The 16,528-nt window shown below is 45.2% G+C and carries 15 protein-coding genes; all 15 read left to right on the top strand.

Translation table 11 applies throughout. From position 1 onward, the window contains the following. Window positions 1-157 precede the first annotated feature (157 nt). The 15 genes from M2404_RS18910 to M2404_RS18840 all read left to right on the top strand — a co-directional run bounded on the left by M2404_RS18910 (window position 158) and on the right by M2404_RS18840 (window position 16,465). On the top strand, window positions 158-904 hold the full coding sequence (locus M2404_RS18910; protein ID WP_215397869.1) for a flagellar basal body rod protein FlgF: 747 nt from the start codon (window positions 158-160) through the stop codon (window positions 902-904). Between the two features lie 40 nt (window positions 905-944). Further along, window positions 945-1,733 carry a flagellar basal-body rod protein FlgG gene (gene flgG / locus M2404_RS18905; protein ID WP_259241425.1) on the top strand — a complete coding sequence of 263 codons (789 nt, stop codon included), beginning with the start codon at window positions 945-947 and terminating at the stop codon, window positions 1,731-1,733. Between the two features lie 12 nt (window positions 1,734-1,745). Next, window positions 1,746-2,423 (top strand): flagellar basal body L-ring protein FlgH, encoded by a 678-nt coding sequence (flgH, locus tag M2404_RS18900; RefSeq protein ID WP_259241424.1) that lies wholly within the window; start codon window positions 1,746-1,748, stop codon window positions 2,421-2,423. 10 nt (window positions 2,424-2,433) lie between these two features. Beyond that, window positions 2,434-3,531: a flagellar basal body P-ring protein FlgI gene (locus M2404_RS18895; protein ID WP_259241423.1), complete on the top strand. Its 1,098-nt coding sequence runs from the start codon at window positions 2,434-2,436 to the stop codon at window positions 3,529-3,531. A gap of 1 nt (window position 3,532) precedes the next feature. Next, window positions 3,533-4,564 (top strand): flagellar assembly peptidoglycan hydrolase FlgJ, encoded by a 1,032-nt coding sequence (gene flgJ, locus M2404_RS18890; protein WP_259241422.1) that lies wholly within the window; start codon window positions 3,533-3,535, stop codon window positions 4,562-4,564. Between the two features lie 38 nt (window positions 4,565-4,602). Continuing rightward, complete coding sequence (gene flgK / locus M2404_RS18885) at window positions 4,603-6,621, top strand: flagellar hook-associated protein FlgK (protein WP_259241420.1); 2,019 nt, start codon at window positions 4,603-4,605, stop codon at window positions 6,619-6,621. A gap of 2 nt (window positions 6,622-6,623) precedes the next feature. Further along, on the top strand, window positions 6,624-7,859 hold the full coding sequence (gene flgL / locus M2404_RS18880) for a flagellar hook-associated protein FlgL (protein ID WP_259241419.1): 1,236 nt from the start codon (window positions 6,624-6,626) through the stop codon (window positions 7,857-7,859). 197 nt (window positions 7,860-8,056) lie between these two features. Beyond that, window positions 8,057-8,905, top strand: a complete 849-nt coding sequence (locus tag M2404_RS18875; protein WP_259241418.1) for a flagellin N-terminal helical domain-containing protein — start codon at window positions 8,057-8,059, stop codon at window positions 8,903-8,905. Between the two features lie 161 nt (window positions 8,906-9,066). Continuing rightward, window positions 9,067-9,894, top strand: a complete 828-nt coding sequence (locus tag M2404_RS18870) for a flagellin N-terminal helical domain-containing protein (RefSeq protein WP_259241417.1) — start codon at window positions 9,067-9,069, stop codon at window positions 9,892-9,894. 220 nt (window positions 9,895-10,114) lie between these two features. Then, complete coding sequence (locus M2404_RS18865) at window positions 10,115-10,966, top strand: flagellin N-terminal helical domain-containing protein (protein ID WP_259241416.1); 852 nt, start codon at window positions 10,115-10,117, stop codon at window positions 10,964-10,966. A gap of 68 nt (window positions 10,967-11,034) precedes the next feature. After that, complete coding sequence (locus tag M2404_RS18860; RefSeq protein ID WP_259241415.1) at window positions 11,035-11,412, top strand: flagellar protein FlaG; 378 nt, start codon at window positions 11,035-11,037, stop codon at window positions 11,410-11,412. A gap of 8 nt (window positions 11,413-11,420) precedes the next feature. Continuing rightward, the gene (fliD, locus tag M2404_RS18855; RefSeq protein ID WP_259241413.1) at window positions 11,421-12,881 is read left to right on the top strand and encodes a flagellar filament capping protein FliD; all 1,461 of its coding nucleotides are present in this window, start codon (window positions 11,421-11,423) and stop codon (window positions 12,879-12,881) included. Between the two features lie 22 nt (window positions 12,882-12,903). Next, the gene (fliS, locus tag M2404_RS18850; protein ID WP_259241412.1) at window positions 12,904-13,341 is read left to right on the top strand and encodes a flagellar export chaperone FliS; all 438 of its coding nucleotides are present in this window, start codon (window positions 12,904-12,906) and stop codon (window positions 13,339-13,341) included. Next, window positions 13,341-13,646 (top strand): hypothetical protein, encoded by a 306-nt coding sequence (locus M2404_RS18845; RefSeq protein ID WP_259241411.1) that lies wholly within the window; start codon window positions 13,341-13,343, stop codon window positions 13,644-13,646. The genes fliS and M2404_RS18845 overlap by 1 nt, the downstream gene beginning before the upstream one ends. Window positions 13,647-13,666: 20 nt before the next feature. Next, the gene (locus M2404_RS18840) at window positions 13,667-16,465 is read left to right on the top strand and encodes a 6-hydroxymethylpterin diphosphokinase MptE-like protein (protein WP_259241410.1); all 2,799 of its coding nucleotides are present in this window, start codon (window positions 13,667-13,669) and stop codon (window positions 16,463-16,465) included. The last annotated feature ends 63 nt before the right edge of the window (window positions 16,466-16,528 follow it).

Genomic DNA, 16,528 nt, shown 5'->3' with positions numbered 1-16,528 from the left:
AAAGGCCTCATCTGGCCTTAAAATACAAAACGCCCGATGAAGTTCACCGGGCGTTTTAAACTGAAATAAGTGTCAACTTACTTCAGGACTAGTCATAATTTATCTTATGGCATCAATTTTGCTTAAGTAATCGAAGATAAAGTAAGCGGAGCTTGTTATGGATCACTTGTTATATATCGCTATGAGCGGTGCCAAAGAAAATATGAATGGCATTGCCGTGCGGGCAAACAATTTGGCTAATACCGGCACTGTTGGCTTTAAAGCTGATTTTGAACAAGCCCGTGCTATGCAGGCTTTTGGTGAGGGTTTACCTACCCGGGTATTTTCATTAACTGAACGGCCAGGTCAAAACTTTGACGCCGGCGCGATCATCATGACAGAGCGTGAGCTTGATGTTGCTATTCAGGGCGAGGGCTGGTTAGCGGTTCAGGCTCCGGATGGTAACGAAGCCTACACCAGAGCCGGTAACTTGCAGATTAATGCTTTTGGCATGCTTGAAACAGCAAATGGCTTAGCAGTAATGGGAGACGATGGCCCTATTCAACTGCCAATACCCCTGGCCAAAGTTGAAATTGCGCAGGATGGCACTGTCAGTGTATTGCCGCAAGGGGCGCCTGCCGATGCCATGGTGGCTGCTGGCAGAATCAAACTGGTACGGCCGCTGAACAGCGAAATGGAAAAAGGTAATGATGGCTTATTCCGCCGTAAGGATGGCCAACTGGCAGAAGCTGACATTAATGTCAGCTTGCTTAAAGGTGCAACCGAAACCAGCAACGTTAATGCCGTTGGCGAGATGACTTATATGATTAGCTTGCAGCGCCAATTTGAGCTGCAGGTGAAAATGATGAAAAGTGCTGAAGAGATGGATCAGCAGCAAAATCAGTTACTGAGAATAATGGGCTAAGGGCCTGAATCAATAATGGGCTAAGGCCCGGGAGGCACAAATGCATCCAGCTTTATGGATCAGTAAAACCGGTTTAGACGCTAAGCAGCGCGATATTTCGGTGATCTCAAATAACCTGGCTAATGCCAGCACTGTGGGCTTTAAAAAAAGCCGGGCTATTTTTGAAGATTTGCTCTATCAGAATATTAACCAGCCTGGCGGTGCTTCGTCGCAAAACTCCGAGCTGCCAAACGGCCTGATGATAGGCGCTGGTACTAAGGTGGTTGCAACGCAGAAGAACTTTACCCAGGGCAATATGATCACCACCGACAATAGTCTGGATATGATGATTCAGGGCCATGGTTTTTTTGAAATCCTGATGCCGGATGGCACGATTTCCTATAGCCGAAATGGCCAGTTTACCGTTGATGATGAAGGTAACCTGGTAACGTCAGGTGCCGGTTATCAGGTGCAACCGAATATAGTCGTACCGCCGGATGCACAGAGCATTACTGTATCGCAGGATGGCCAGGTGTCGGTGCAGTTACCGGGGCAAGGGGAGCCCGCTGTGCTTGGGCAACTGACAGTAACTAACTTTATTAACCCGGCTGGCCTTGAACCTATTGGCCAGAATTTGTTCCGTGAAACAGGCGCAAGTGGCGATCCGGTGCAGGGCATTCCCGGCTTAGAGGGGCTTGGCATTATTGTGCAGGGTGCGCTGGAAACATCCAACGTTAACGTTACTGAAGAACTGGTGAGCCTGATTGAAAGCCAGCGGGTTTACGAGATGAACTCTAAAGTTATTTCTTCGGTAGATCAGATGCTTGGCTTTGCCATTCAGCAACTGTAGGCGGGGGGATTTATGCAACGGCTTATTTTTATTTCGGCTTGTGTGTTGTTGTTTGGCGGCTGCGCTTCACTTGAAGTACCTCAGGCTGACGACCCATACTTTGCGCCGCTGGCGCCAGAGCCTGCATCAAGGCCGCTGGTGCAAAACGGCTCGCTATTTGCGCAATACTACTCGAACTCGCTGTATTCAGATAATAAAGCCCGCCACGAAGGCGATATTATTACTGTGGTTTTAAAAGAGCGGACTCAGGCCAGTAAAAAAGCTAAAACTGAGATGCAAAAAGACAGCTCTACTTCGTTTGAGCCGATGATTGGGTTGGGCGGACGAAATGTGTCGGTTGCCGGTAATGTGTTGCAGTTTGGCGCTGATTCAACATCTGACTACAAAGGCGACTCAAAAGCGGACCAAAGCAACAGTTTAGTGGGGGATATTTCGGTTAACGTGTTGCAGGTGCTGAATAATGGCAACCTGGTGATCCGTGGTGAAAAGTGGCTGACACTGAATACCGGTAAAGAATATATCCGTTTAACAGGGGTTATCCGCTCACAGGATGTTGATGTCAACAACACTGTTGAATCGACCAAGATTGCCAATGCCCGCATTGAGTACAGTGGCACCGGCGCGCATCACAATGGTCAGTCTCCGGGCTGGTTAAGCCGGTTCTTTAACGGCCCGTTATGGCCTTTTTAGGAGCACAGCTATGAGCCGTATTTTACACACCAGCCTGATCATAGTGTTGTTGCTGCTAAGCGCACCAGCCAGTGCTGCCCGTATTAAAGATGTTGCTGATGTGGAGGGCGTGCGCTCTAACCAACTGGTAGGTTACGGTTTGGTGGTGGGCTTGCCTGGTACCGGAGAGCAAAGTCCGTTTACCGAGCAGAGCTTTCGTACCATGTTAAGCAATTTTGGTATTACGTTACCAACCAATATGAAGGCACAAATTAAAAATGTCGCGGCGGTGGCGGTGCATGCGGAGTTGCCAGCCTTTGCTAAACCGGGTCAGTCACTTAACATCACGGTATCTTCGGTTGGCAGTGCCAAAAGCCTGCGTGGTGGCACTTTGATGCAAACCTTTCTGATGGGGCTGGACGGCAATGTTTATGCCGTAGCGCAGGGCAGTTTAATTGTTAGTGGCCTTGGTGCTGAAGGCCTGGATGGTTCACGCATTTTGGTTAATACACCCACGGTAGGCAGTATTCCCAATGGTGCCGTTGTTGAGCGCGAAGTTATTACCCCGTTTGCTCAGGGCGATTTTATTACCTTTAATCTGAAACGGTCTGATTTTACGACATCAAAACGTTTAGCCGAAGCCATTAATAACTTTATGGGCCCGGATACGGCATTCTCTTTGGATGCAACGTCAGTACAGGTGCGGGCACCACGCGATATCAGCCAGCGCGTATCTTATTTGTCCACATTGGAAAACCTCAAATTTGAGCCGGGCGACTATGCAGCAAAAATTATTATTAACTCCCGTACCGGCACTATTGTTATCGGTAAAGACGTGCGTTTATTTCCGGCGGCCGTGACACATGGTGGTTTAACGGTAACCATTGCTGAAAACCCCAGAGTAGTGCAGCCCAATCCGTTTGGTGAAGGCCAGACTGCGATTGAGGAAAATACCATTATTGACGTGCGCCCAGAGCAATCCCGCATGTTTAAATTTGACCCTGGTGTCACACTGGATGATTTGGTGCGCACCGTCAATGCGGTGGGTGCTGCACCAGGTGATTTAATGGCGATTCTTGAAGCGTTAAAAGAAGCCGGTGCCATTCATGGCGAGCTGGTGGTGATCTAACATGAGCCTGACGCCAAACAATGTGTCTTATCATGATCTTACCAGCCTGCAGCAAATTCGCAGTAATTCCGGTAAGGACGAAAAGGCAGCGCTGCGTCAGGCCGCTGAACAGTTTGAATCAATTTTCTTTGGTATGTTGTTAAGCAGCATGCGCAAAGCCAATGAAGCGTTTGAAGTGGATGGCATGATGAACAGCCAAACCACCAAGTTTTATCGCGACATGCACGACAGCCAAATGGCAACAGAGCTGGCACAAAAAGGTGCGCTGGGGCTGGCTGACTTGTTGGTAGAGCAACTTAGCCCGGCACTGGGTAAAAAATCCTCGCCAGATAACAACTCTACGTTTAGTGAAGCTAAAACACTGCAAATGCCGCGTTATATTTTACCGGCCGTAAAGGTTGCTACGCCGGCAGCAGAGCAAGCAGATGCTGGCATTGATGCGGCCTCTGCAACTGAGTTAGCCGCTGGTAATAATATTGCAACTGCACAGCCAGAGACGGTAAAACCAGCATGGCAGGTGGCAACCCCCGAGCAGTTTGTCCGTACTTTGTTACCGGCAGCACGCGAAACCGCCAAAACTCTGGGGTTAGATCCATTAGCCCTGATAGCACAAGCAGCACTGGAAACTGGCTGGGGCCAGCGCGTGATAAAAACCGCGAAAGGTGACAGCAGTTTTAATTTATTTGGCATTAAAGCCAACAATGGCTGGCAGGGAGAAACTGCTGTAGTCGATACCCTGGAATACCGGGGCGGTATTGCCAAAAAAGAACAGGCAAAATTCCGCTCTTATACTTCACCAGAACATAGCCTGCAGGATTATGCCAATTTTATTAAGCAAAATCCGCGTTATCAGGATGCAGTGCAGGCCACCGGGGATACTAAAGCGTATTTTGAACAGTTACAGGCAGCTGGCTATGCCACAGACCCGGCCTATGCACAAAAAATTATGGCGGTATATCAAAGCACAGCCTTTGACAGGGTGCGCCAGGAGCAAGGCGCTACTCAAGATTTTGGCGATAGCGCCGATGAATAACAAACTAAGCGCTGCCGGTAGCGTTGGTGGAGAGAGCAATGTCAGATAACTTACTTAAGATTGGTACCTCGGCAGTACTTGCCAGCAGTACTTCGCTCAGTACAACCAGTAATAACATTGCTAATATTAATACTGAAGGCTATGTGCGTCAGCGTACAGAGTTTCAGTCGCAGATGCTGGGTTTAGGGGTTGGCAAAGGCACAACAGAGCGTTTAATCAGTGAGTTTACCCTGAAGCAACTGCGCCGTGATACCTCTAACTATAGCTTTGCCCAGCAATATGTTGCCGAAGCCAACCGGGTAGATGCGTTGTTTTCAAACCCTGCCAATAGTATCGCTACCGGTATGAATGACCTGTTTAAACAGTTTCAGATTGCTAACAACGAGCCTGCCACACTGGCAAACCGCCAGCTAATTATCGGCAGTTCGCAGGCTTTGCTGGATAAATTTAATACCTTATCCAGCCTGGTGTTGGATCAGGATAACTTTGTTAATCAGCAACTGGATATCTATACCAGCGAAACCAATGCCTACATTAAGCAAATCGCGAGTTTGAATCAGGAAATAGCTTCCTACGGTACCGGCAACAGCCGGCCGGTGCCACTGGACTTACTGGATAAACGTGATCTGGCTATCCAAAAACTGTCTGAAATGGTTGAGATCCGCACGCTAGACGCAGAAAACGGTGAGAAAATGGTGTTTCTGGCGACCGGCCAATCGTTAGTCGTTGAGCGGGGTGATTTTAATCTTATTTCGATGCGTGGTAGCCCTGATCCATCCGAGCGTGACTTAAAGCTGCAGTTATCCGGCCGCACCACTGTGGAGCGTGATGTTGATGTCGAAAAGCTTGGTGGGAAAATTGGCGGTTTGCTGGCCTTTCGTGAAGAAATTCTGATCCCCACGCAAAACCGGCTTGGGCAGTTAGCGTTATCAATGACCGACGCGATGAACACACAAAACCGTTTAGGTATGAATTTAAACGGTGAAATTGGCGGTAACTTATTCAACCTGCCAACCAGCAGTGGTTTTGCCTATCCTAACAATACCGGAGCCGGTGCTGTCAATGTAACTATAGAGGCAGGGCAAGGCAAAAACTTGCCTCCTAACGATTTTTTGCTGACAGTTGAAGCCGGTGCCGTGCGGATCCAGGCTTTGGATGCAAAAGGTGAGGTAATAGTTGGTTCCGACAAAGTAGTACCTGTGGGCGGCTTTCCGGCAACGATCAGTTCTGCCGATGCCGGTGGTGATTTATACGGTTTGGAAATTACGCTAACCGGTGCTCCGGCTGTGGGGGACCGGTTTGAACTAAAGCCCCTTAGTACCGCATCAAGAACCCTAACACTGGCAACTACCCGGCCGGAAGATATTGCCCTTGCATCACCAGTGCGCACCGGTTTTACTGTAAATAATTTGGGTAATGCCCAGATTGAAGCAGTTAAGGTTAGCGATACTACCCCGGCTACGTTGCCGGCTTATGGTTTTGATACACCTTCAGGTTTAATCAATGGCCCCTGGACCATGACGTACATGGGCGGGGATACCTTTGAAATTGTAGACAACCTCGGTAATCCGGTGGCAACGGCAGCTTTTGGCTCAAGCCAGTATCAGGATATTTTTGCTCAGGCAGGTGTTGATGTTGGCTTTGACTTTTCCGTTACAGGTATTCCCAGTGTGGGCGATACCTTTAGTATCAGCTTTAATGACGGTGGTTTTAGCGACAACCGCAATGGCCTGGCTTTGTCTGCATTACAAACTGCACAAACTACCAGATTAAACCTGTTGTCAGCTCCTGATAGCGCAAATGCTGTAAACTTTAATCAGTCTTATGCCGATATGGTTAGTTTGATTGGTGAGCGCACCAGCCAGGGACGTAACAACGAAGCGGCAGGCAAAGCTTTGTTAGAACAAACCACGGCCTGGTATGAATCGTTATCCGGTGTCAGTCTGGATGAAGAGGCATCTAACCTGATCCGGTTCCAGCAAACTTATGCGGCAGCGGCACAAATTATTTCCACATCGCAAACCGTGTTTGACACCCTGTTAGCGGCAGTGAGGTAGTGATGAGATTATCTTTTAACATGAAGTTTAATGCCGGTTTAGATGGCATTTTAAACACCCAGCAAAAAATGAACCGGGCGCAGGATCAGTTAACCAAGCAGACCCGTATTCTGACACCGGCTGATGACCCTGCCGCATCAGCCAAAGTGCTTGGCCTTGATCAGAACCTTGAGCAGGTTGCTCAGTATCAGAATAACAGCGTGCTATTGAAAAATAACCTCGCGCTGGAAGAAACCGTTTTGAGTAGTATGCGAACCTCATTGGATAGGGTAAGCATGCTGGCGATTGCTGCTGGTAATGCAACCTACACTGAGGCAGAACGTGGTGCACTGGCGCAGGAACTGAAGAATATTCAGATTGAATTACTGGACTTAATGAATAGTCGGAATGCGGAGGGAGGGTATATTTTCTCCGGTTATCAGGATAAAAAGCAGAGCTACAGCCTCAATAATGCCACGGGCATCTATGAATTTCAGGGGGATGATGGGCAAAAAGCCCTGCAAATTTCACCGACTATTGCGTTGCCTGGCAATGACAGCGGTAAGTTTGTGTTTGAGAATGTTGATGCCCGTTTTAAAACAACTCCTGCTGTGATCAGTGCCGGTGGGGCGACCAGTGCAAATGTTGTTGTTGCAGATCAGGGCCAGTTTGATGCCTACTACAAACAAACATATGACAGCCTTACACCTGCAAACAACGATTTTAGTGTTGTACTTACAGCTCCATCCACCTATGAGATCCTGCAAAATGGCGCAGCCTTAGTTCCGCCAGTAACCGGCGCTTTTACGCCGAATGCTCCTATCCAGTTCAATGGCTTAACCATCAATGTAAATGGGGCAACTGCTGTACCAGGGCAGGTAGATTTTTCTTTGCAGCCACCAGAGAAGAAAAATATGCTGACCACCATAGGTGAGTTTATTACAGCGCTGGAGAACCCTGCTATATCTGATTTTGAATTTACAAATATGATTAGTGATACTGTAAATCAAATTACTTCTGCTGCCTCAAATATCGATAGCTCTCTATCTACTATTGGTGGCCGGGTTAATGTACTAGACAGTGTATTTGGCACTAACGAAGATTTAACCATTAATAATAAAGCCTACAGGGCTGATATATCTGAGGTAGATTACGCGGCAGCACTAACAGAAATTACCAAGCAGGAAATTGCTCTGCAAGCCATTTCAGCTACTTTTACCAAAGTATCGGGTGTTAGTCTGTTTGATTACATTCGTTAAAAGCGGCATTTATCGGCAGTCTTGCTGCCGACTTTAGCTTTTATTTAAAAATAAAATCAATCAGTTAAAAATTAAAAAAGTAAAAAAATCTGCTCAAGTTTTCCTCTCTGGTTCCGATAAATAATTAACGCGAAACATAGCAACTGCCCAACTAACGGGGGGTTGCCAATACCGAACTCAGTAGCAGGAGAACCACCATGGCTTTATTTGTAAACACCAATACATCGTCATTAAATGCACAGCGTCAATTAGTTAACTCTGGTAATTCGCTTGATGTAGCATTTAAACGTTTATCATCTGGTTTTCGGATTAACAGCGCTGCTGATGATGCTGCAGGCTTACAAATCTCTAACCGCTTAACCAGCCAGATTAACGGCTTAGATCAGGCCGCCCGTAATGCCAATGACGGTATCTCGCTGGCGCAGGTAGCTGAGGGGGCTTTTGATGAAATTACCACCTCATTACAGCGTATGCGTACTCTGGCTATTCAGGCGCAAAACGGTATCAGCAATGCTGATGACGTAGCGGCTTTGCAAAAAGAATTCAGTGCACTGAAAACGGAAATTACCCGTATTGCCAACACCACAGAGTTTGGTGGCACCAAGCTGTTAACAGGCACATTCTCAACTAAAGTGTTGGTGGGTGCTCAAGCCTCAGCTAACGACTTTATCTCTGTTAATATCGCAGCAAGTGGCGGTGCGAACGGCTGGACAGCTAATGGTTTGCAGTTGACTGAAAGCCTGGGGTTTGCCGCTAATACCGTAACGGGTGCGTCAGCTGCTATGGCACAGATTGATGCAGCAATTAAGCAGGTTGATGGTAAACGTGCTGACTTAGGTGCGGTACAAAACCGTTTTCAGGCAACTATCCGTAACTTAACGAATGTGTCTGAAAACGTATCAGCTGCACGCAGCCGTATCCGTGATACCGACTTTGCTAAAGAAACGGCCGAATTAACCCGTACACAAATTCTGCAGCAAACCAGCACTACGGTTTTATCTCAAGCCAATCAACGGCCACAAGCTGCATTAAGCTTGTTACAGTAATAATCTGTTGCTTCTTAAATAAAGCCACCGCAAGGTGGCTTTATCTTTTTGAAATTAAACAAAAAATTAAAGTAAAGGCATAGTGTGCCGATAGGTTGTTATCAGCATAAATAATATGCACGGTCAATTGTGTAATCCCAATTTCTAAACGGAAATGGCATATGTCTCTACTTGTTAACACTAACCAGTCGTCTTTAAGCTCACAACGTCTACTGGATCGTGCTACCTCCGGGTTAAGTAATAGTTTCGAGAAACTAGCGTCCGGTTTTAAAATTAACCGTGCTGCTGATGATGCAGCCGGGTTGGTTATTTCAAATCGTTTGACTGTACAGGTAGGAGGGCTGGAACAGGCTGCCCGTAATGCTGCTGATGCAATATCGTTAATTCAGGTCACCGATAGCGCACTAGATGAGGTGACCGGAGCATTGCAAAGAATGCGGGTGTTAACTATTCAGTCAGCTAATGGTATTAATAATGATGCGGATACTGATGCGTTGCAAAAAGAATTTAATACGCTTAGGGAAACCATTCAGGTAATAGCAGAGAATACGTCATTTGGCGGCCTGAAGGTGCTGGATGGTTCAGCTGGCAACCGCAACTTTCTGGTAGGAGCCAATGCCGGACAAGTTATTACTGTTAATTTAAATCATAACTTCACGATCACCGGTGCCGGGCTGAATATCGATAGTGTGAACCTTGATAATGATGAGCCGGAAACGGTTATTGACGCACTGGATAACGCTATCGGGTTAACTGATAATGTCAGGACTGCACTTGGTGCCCAACAAAATGTACTTGGGAGTACTTTACGTAATATAAGCAATGTGAGCGAGAATGTGTCAGCGTCGCGTAGCCAGTTACGTGATACCGATTATGCAAAAGAAACAGCTGAGCTGACGAGAACGCAAATATTACAGCAGAGCAGTACAACCGTGCTGGCGCAAGCCAACCAGAGGCCTCAGGCTGCTCTTAGTGTTTTAACTGGCTAACATAAAAATCACCCTAGTGGTGATTTTTATGCTTATGATATATATAGATTTTTCAGACGTTAAAAAATATCCTAAAAAAAAGTGATTTTTTCCTAAAGTATATGAAGTCGTGGCCGAAATACTGGTTAAGCCAAGTTGCAGCTTGGCTCAGTTAACGGGATAACCGTATTTTAAACAGCAGTTGAACGTAGCTTTGTTACCGACAACTAAGGAGTGACTCATGGCTTTATTTGTAAATACCAATACCTCGTCGCTGAATGCTCAGCGTCAGTTATTTAACTCTGGTAATTCACTGGATGTTGCGTTTAAGCGCTTATCTTCAGGTTTCCGCATTAACAGTGCTGCTGATGATGCGGCAGGTTTGCAGATATCTAACCGTTTAACCAGTCAGGTTAACGGCTTAGATCAGGCAGCCCGTAATGCTAACGATGGTATTTCACTGGCGCAGGTAGCAGAGGGTGCCTTTGATGAAATTACCACCTCATTACAGCGTATGCGCACACTGGCAGTACAGGCACAAAACGGTATCAGTAATGAGGATGATATTGCTGCTTTGCAAAAAGAATTCAGCGCATTAAAAACAGAAATTACCCGTATTGCTGATACTACAGAGTTTGGTGGTACCAAGTTATTGACAGGGAGCTTCTCTACTAAGGTTTTAGTTGGTGCTCAAGCCTCAGCTAACGACTTTATTTCCGTTAACATCGCTGCCAGCAGTGGAGCGAATGGTTGGACTGCAACAGGCTTAGGTTTGGGTTCAAACAGCCTTAGTTATGTTGCAGGTACTAGCCATGGTGCGTCGGCGGCAATGGCGCAGATTGATGCCGCAATTAAAGCTGTAGATGGCAAACGTGCTGATTTAGGTGCGGTGCAAAACCGTTTCCAGGCTACTATTCGTAACTTAACGAATATCTCTGAAAACGTTTCTGCTGCCCGCAGCCGTATTCGTGATACGGATTTTGCTAAAGAAACGGCCGAATTAACCCGGCAGCAAATTCTGCAGCAAACCAGTACAACAGTGTTAGCGCAGGCAAACCAGCGGCCACAGGCAGCCTTATCTTTATTGGGCTAAACTAATACGCGTAGCGGTGAGAATTTGGTATAAAATTCTCACCCTGCGCGCCGATAAGGAGTTTGGATATGAGTAGCATTAGCGCTAATACTATGGCGGGTGTAAGTTATATTCAGGTAGCTGATAAACCAGCATTGCCTGCTGAAACAACCCCGGTAATTGATAAGCCTGCCCAGGCTGTAAAGCCAGTTACAGATGTTAGTGATATTGAACTGCAACAGGCGATTGATGTAGTTAATCAGGCTGTTGCTTTGGAGCAGCGGTCATTAAACTTCTCAATAGATGAAGCATCAGGTCGTTCAGTGATTAAAGTGATAGACTATGAGACAGACGAGCTGATAAAGCAGATACCATCAGAAGAGCTGTTAAAAGTTGCGCAGGATATTAAACGATTGCAGGAAGAGATGGGGCAGTCTATTGGCCTGTTAATTGACAATAAAGTATAGAGGTTATTATGTCTGGTGTTAATTTTTTAGGTTCAGCTTCCGGATTACCGCTGGAAGAACTGGTGACAACCTTTGTTAAAGCTGAGCGAGATGTAAAGCTTGGCCGGATTAATACTCAGAAAAAGACGCTGGAAGCTTCCCTTTCTGGTGTTAGTCGCCTCAAATCTGTTTTATCCGCTTTTCAGGATGCAGCCAAAAAGCTCAGTGGCGAAAGTTTAAATACCCGTAAAGCAACCGTTATTCAGCCGACAGACAATAAAACCTATATTGAAGCAACGGCATCTAACCGATCTGCCGCGGGCAGTTTTGATATTAAAGTAAATCAACTGGCATCTGGTAGCCGGTTTGAGACTCAGGATCAGGCCTTCTCCTCTGCAAATGATGTTGTTAGTACCACGAACGGCAAGCTGACGTTTACTGCAGGCAATAAAAGCTTTGATGTTGATGTTACCGCAGATATGACACTAAATGAATTACGTCGAAAAATTAACGAGAACAGCGGAAATTTTGGTGTCAATGTTAATATTGTTAACGCTGGCGGGAGTGTTGGTTCCAAGCTGGTATTTACCTCAGATATCAGTGGTGATGGCAATGATTTGGTTGTTAGTAACAATAATGCTGAATTAGACAAGATATCTACAGTGGCGACAGGCTCTGATCCTGCAATGGTACAAAAACAAGTTGCTCAGAACGCTATCATCGAGGTTGACGGAATCACTGCAACCAGTAGCAGCAACGTATTTTCTAACGTTGTCCAGGATCTTGATATCACTGTTAAAGCTGTCACTCCAGAAGGAAACAACGCCACAGTAGATGTAGCCTATGACAAAGAAAGCGTTGAAACCAATGTTAAAGCCTTTATTGATAGTTATAATGCGCTGGTTGATCAGGTTAATGCTTTAACAAAGTTCCGCACTTTAGGCTCAGATGGAAAAACAGTAACCAGCGAAGGTGGTGCTTTGGCTGGCGATTCACTGCCGCGTAACATCATGACTCAACTGCGTGGTATTTTAGGTTCTAACGTAGATACTGCGGATTCGGGGTTGTCCACTCTTTACTCACTGGGCATTACCATGGATAAAAATGGTAAGCTGGAAATTTCTACCAGTACTGAATTCGGCTCAGAGTCAGGTAAAATGCGCTTTGATAAAGCGTTAAATGAAAATTTTGACAGCATTGCAAAAGTTTTTGGCGGCAATAATGGCCTTGTCAGTCAATTGGACAGCTTTATTTCAGATTTTAACAAAGGCGGCGGAATCATTGATGTACGTGAAAAGTCGCTTAAAAAACAAATTGAAGATAATACTAAAGCTTTGGATGCCGCTAACCGATATATGGATAACTACGAACAAACCCTGCGTAAGCAATACGTAGCACTGGATTCACTGTTGGGCGGGATGCAAAGAACAGCTTCAGCTGTGACATCTCAGCTTACTAACTTGCCAGGGTTTAATACTAATAAGTCTTAAATGATTTAAGAGGTTATCTAATATGAGTTATGGTGTGAAAGCATATAAAGCCGTTGGTGTTAAAGACGATTTAGCTGTTGCTGATCCGCATCGTGTCATCCAGTTACTGATGCAGGGCGCGCTTGAGAACCTTGCCAAGGCTAAAGGTTGTATAGAGCGCAAAGACTTTGCCGGAAAGTCATTGACGGTGTCTAAAGCGATGGCCATTATCAGTGCACTGCAGAATTCCTTAGATATGGAAGCGGGCGGTGAAATATCAGACAATCTCTGGTCTTTGTATGACTTTATGATAAACCACTTAATGCTCGCCAGCCGCGAAAACAGCCTGGAAAAGCTTAGCGATGTGCTTGGTATTTTGTTAACAATTAAATCCGCCTGGGATCAAATACCTGTAGCCGACAGAGAGAAAGGATACCAGTTACAAGCACAGAAACAACAACCGCTGGCTGTTGGTGCCTGATGTCGTTATCTGAGCTTATGTTGCAAACTGCTGCTCTACGTAGCCAAATGGATATATTAGTATCTCAGGAGCAGCCTTCAGTGGAAGAACTGGAAGTATTAGCAGGGCTTTTTCATCAGCAGATAGTATTTCCCCAGCCTGAAGGCAGTAATGCTGCCGAGTATGCTAACTTTCTCCAACAAAACCTTGACTGGTTGAATACTTTTATAGATAAACTGTCAGTAGCAAAGCAGGCTGTTGCTACTGAATTACTTAAAATTCAAAAAGGTAAAAAGGCAAAGCAGGGCTACAGCGAGAATAATTAGTATAATTCGATAAGGCCGTTATGCTTAGGTATATAAATAATCAGTTGTTACAAGATCAGCTACAGCAGCAACAGCTTGAAATGCAGCTCTCTGCACACATCCAACAACGCCTGCCACAAAATATAGCGGCATTTCGCCAATACCAGCCTGCTTTGTTACCCTTACTTCAGGCTGTTGCTACACAGTACTTTGTATTCTGCACACGTACCGGTGAGATGAATATTACTGATTGTACTACCGGGAGGGTGTTATACGGCGAATCTCCTTCACAAGAAACGATAGCTGAGACACAAAGTTTCTGGCAGCATGCCCCTTATATCAGTCTTGCTGCAGCTTCTAAACCAGCCGGCCAACAACTTCAAACTGAAACATTGCCGGTGGCAGTTGATACTCTTATGGTGTTTGGTTTAGGGCTTGGACATCATATTGCAGAGTTACTGCGGAATGTACGCATTAAATACTTAGTTATTTATGAACCTGAAGCTGATTTTTTACTCTGCTCTGTTCAGGCAATTGATTGGACAGAAATTTTTGAGCTTGCAGAGGTCTTAGGCACGCAAATCGCATTTCAGATAGGCAATAGTGGTACCAGTGTTACTGAAGACCTAGCTGAACTACTATCATTATCTGCAGATATGCAAAAAGTGTATTTATATCGGCATATTTGTCATAAAGTTAGTGATGAAGTCTTTGAATTTCTAGTAAATAACTCTGGTAAACCACAGCAACTACTGAAACACGGCAAGCAGTTTCTGGGATTTGACCATGCGCAAGATTTTTTACCTCAGCGGCCTGGCAATGTTCTGGCAAACCAGTTGTACAGCACTGAATATACAACGCAGCAGAAGCTCTGTTTTGAGCGAAATATGCAAGCTATTGCAAAGTTATATCCGGATGTTTATCAGAATTTTATTGCATACCAACCAACGCGCTGGCAGCTGGTTAATCAAAGCGATGGTTCAACTAATATATGGCACATTCAGCGCCAGGCAGCGTTTTATCAGGATATTGAATACGAGTCTGCTGAGTTAACACAGCTGTTTATAAAGCAGCCAGCAAAAGACGATATTATGGTTAACCAAACCGTAAGATGGAAGTTTCGTCATTATGTGCATTATCAGGCAATAAAAGAGTTACAGGCGGTATTCGCTAACATTGAGCATCAGCAGCAAACATTGCCGGAGCAGGTTAACTCTTTGATTATATTTGGTATTGCTCTGGGGCGCCATCTGGAGCTGTTGTTAGAGCAACATGAGGTAAATAATTTATACCTTTGCGAACCTAACACTGATTTCTTCTATGCCAGCCTATATGTTACCGATTGGGCCGGGGTACTGGAAACAGCGGAGAAAAGCGGGCGTCGAATTTATCTGAATATTGGCGGAACCGGGCAGGAATATTTCGCTGACTTTGCTGAGCAATTTTATCATAGCGGTGCTTATGCAATAGCTGATACTTATATGATGACCAGCTACTACACACCTGCACTAGCTCAAGCTGTACGCATGTTACGCAGTCAGCTAAGAGTTATTCTGGCATTAGGCGAGTATTTCGATCATGTGCGTTATGGCATCGCCCACACTGCACACAGCGTGCAAGTTAATCATCATTTCTTAAAAAATCTTACAAATTTGCCTGTTCATGCAGCACAACATATTCCTGTTTTTATTATCGGTAATGGCCCTAGCCTTGATGACTGCATAGAATATATCCGGGAATATCGTGATAAGGTTGTGGTTATCAGTTGTGGTACGGCACTTAAGGCGCTTTATCAGCTAGGCATTAAACCCGACATTCATGCAGAAATAGAGCAAAACCGTTCAACTTATGACTGGGTTACACAGGTACCAGATAATGACTATTTGAAAAGTATTAAGTTGCTGTCTGTGAATGGTATTCACCCTGATACGGCAGCGTTATTTCAGGACGCATACTTGGTATTTAAAGAGGGTGAAGCCTCTACTGTACTATTTCAGTCTACCCTTAAACAAGCTGGATTTGATGCTGAGACGTTAGAGTTTGCTTACCCCACAGTGTCAAATTTAGTAGTAAACTTTGTACTAAAAACCGGTTTTAAGCATATTTATCTGTTTGGTGTCGATTTGGGTTATGCAAATGTATCGCAGCATCATTCTAAACACTCGGCATACTACAAAGCTGATGGCAAAGAGGTGTACAACTATCAGAAAATGCATGGTGATGGTATTCCTGTATCCGGTAATTTTCAGCCTACGGTATACACCAAGCCGGAATTTGATGTTTCGCGCCGTTTGATTGAGGAAGCTATTGCCGGACATCTGCAAAAAACTGATGTGTACAATTGTAGTAATGGTGCAAGAATTAGCGGGGCAATGCCACTTCTACCAGATAATATTCTGCTGCGTGATGTGCCGGCACAACCAGAAAAACTTATTGATGACTTGTTCAAAGTACTGTTTCACCAGCATTATTCCAAATCTGTTGAAAGTATTTTGCAAAATTATGACCTTGAATTGTTACGAAACTCTGTGGGGCAATGGTGTCAGTTGATTGAAACACCTGTTACCTCGTTAACCGAGGCCCGCGATATTATCAGCCAACAGTGGCTACATTTGCGTAGCTCTGTTCAGCAAAAAGGCAATTTAACCATGCTGCTGTTTAACGGCAGTGCTATGTACTTTTTAAGTGTGTTAACTAAACTTCTACCTGTTAATAATACGGAAGAGCAATTCCAGCGTTTTAATCGGGTACTTAGTGTGTGGCAAGACTATCTGCAAAAAGCAGTTGACGAGTTTATTGCTGAGCCACTTAAGTTTGATACTACACAGGTCGCTCTATAGCTGAGAATATTAAAGCTGATAACCAGACTAGCCGATAAAACAAGTGACAATGGAATTTTTCCA

Origin of the sequence: Rheinheimera pacifica (assembly GCF_024809855.1) — a bacterium.
Lineage (GTDB): Bacteria > Pseudomonadota > Gammaproteobacteria > Enterobacterales > Alteromonadaceae > Alishewanella > Alishewanella pacifica_A.
The sequence above is the reverse complement of the archived record's forward strand: the minus strand, read 5'-3'. Positions and strand labels throughout refer to the sequence as shown.

Bases quoted from the DNA above. Each gene is read 5' to 3' on its own strand.
- flgK (WP_259241420.1), top strand. From the start codon at position 4,603: ATGTCAGATAACTTACTTAAGATTGGTACCTCGGCAGTACTTGCCAGC.
- fliD (WP_259241413.1), top strand. From the start codon at position 11,421: ATGTCTGGTGTTAATTTTTTAGGTTCAGCTTCCGGATTACCGCTGGAA.
- M2404_RS18860 (WP_259241415.1), top strand. From the start codon at position 11,035: ATGAGTAGCATTAGCGCTAATACTATGGCGGGTGTAAGTTATATTCAG.
- fliS (WP_259241412.1), top strand. From the start codon at position 12,904: ATGAGTTATGGTGTGAAAGCATATAAAGCCGTTGGTGTTAAAGACGAT.
- M2404_RS18840 (WP_259241410.1), top strand. From the start codon at position 13,667: ATGCTTAGGTATATAAATAATCAGTTGTTACAAGATCAGCTACAGCAG.
- M2404_RS18845 (WP_259241411.1), top strand. From the start codon at position 13,341: ATGTCGTTATCTGAGCTTATGTTGCAAACTGCTGCTCTACGTAGCCAA.
- M2404_RS18870 (WP_259241417.1), top strand. From the start codon at position 9,067: ATGTCTCTACTTGTTAACACTAACCAGTCGTCTTTAAGCTCACAACGT.
- flgJ (WP_259241422.1), top strand. From the start codon at position 3,533: ATGAGCCTGACGCCAAACAATGTGTCTTATCATGATCTTACCAGCCTG.
- M2404_RS18865 (WP_259241416.1), top strand. From the start codon at position 10,115: ATGGCTTTATTTGTAAATACCAATACCTCGTCGCTGAATGCTCAGCGT.
- M2404_RS18875 (WP_259241418.1), top strand. From the start codon at position 8,057: ATGGCTTTATTTGTAAACACCAATACATCGTCATTAAATGCACAGCGT.
- flgL (WP_259241419.1), top strand. From the start codon at position 6,624: ATGAGATTATCTTTTAACATGAAGTTTAATGCCGGTTTAGATGGCATT.
- M2404_RS18910 (WP_215397869.1), top strand. From the start codon at position 158: ATGGATCACTTGTTATATATCGCTATGAGCGGTGCCAAAGAAAATATG.
- flgH (WP_259241424.1), top strand. From the start codon at position 1,746: ATGCAACGGCTTATTTTTATTTCGGCTTGTGTGTTGTTGTTTGGCGGC.
- M2404_RS18895 (WP_259241423.1), top strand. From the start codon at position 2,434: ATGAGCCGTATTTTACACACCAGCCTGATCATAGTGTTGTTGCTGCTA.
- flgG (WP_259241425.1), top strand. From the start codon at position 945: ATGCATCCAGCTTTATGGATCAGTAAAACCGGTTTAGACGCTAAGCAG.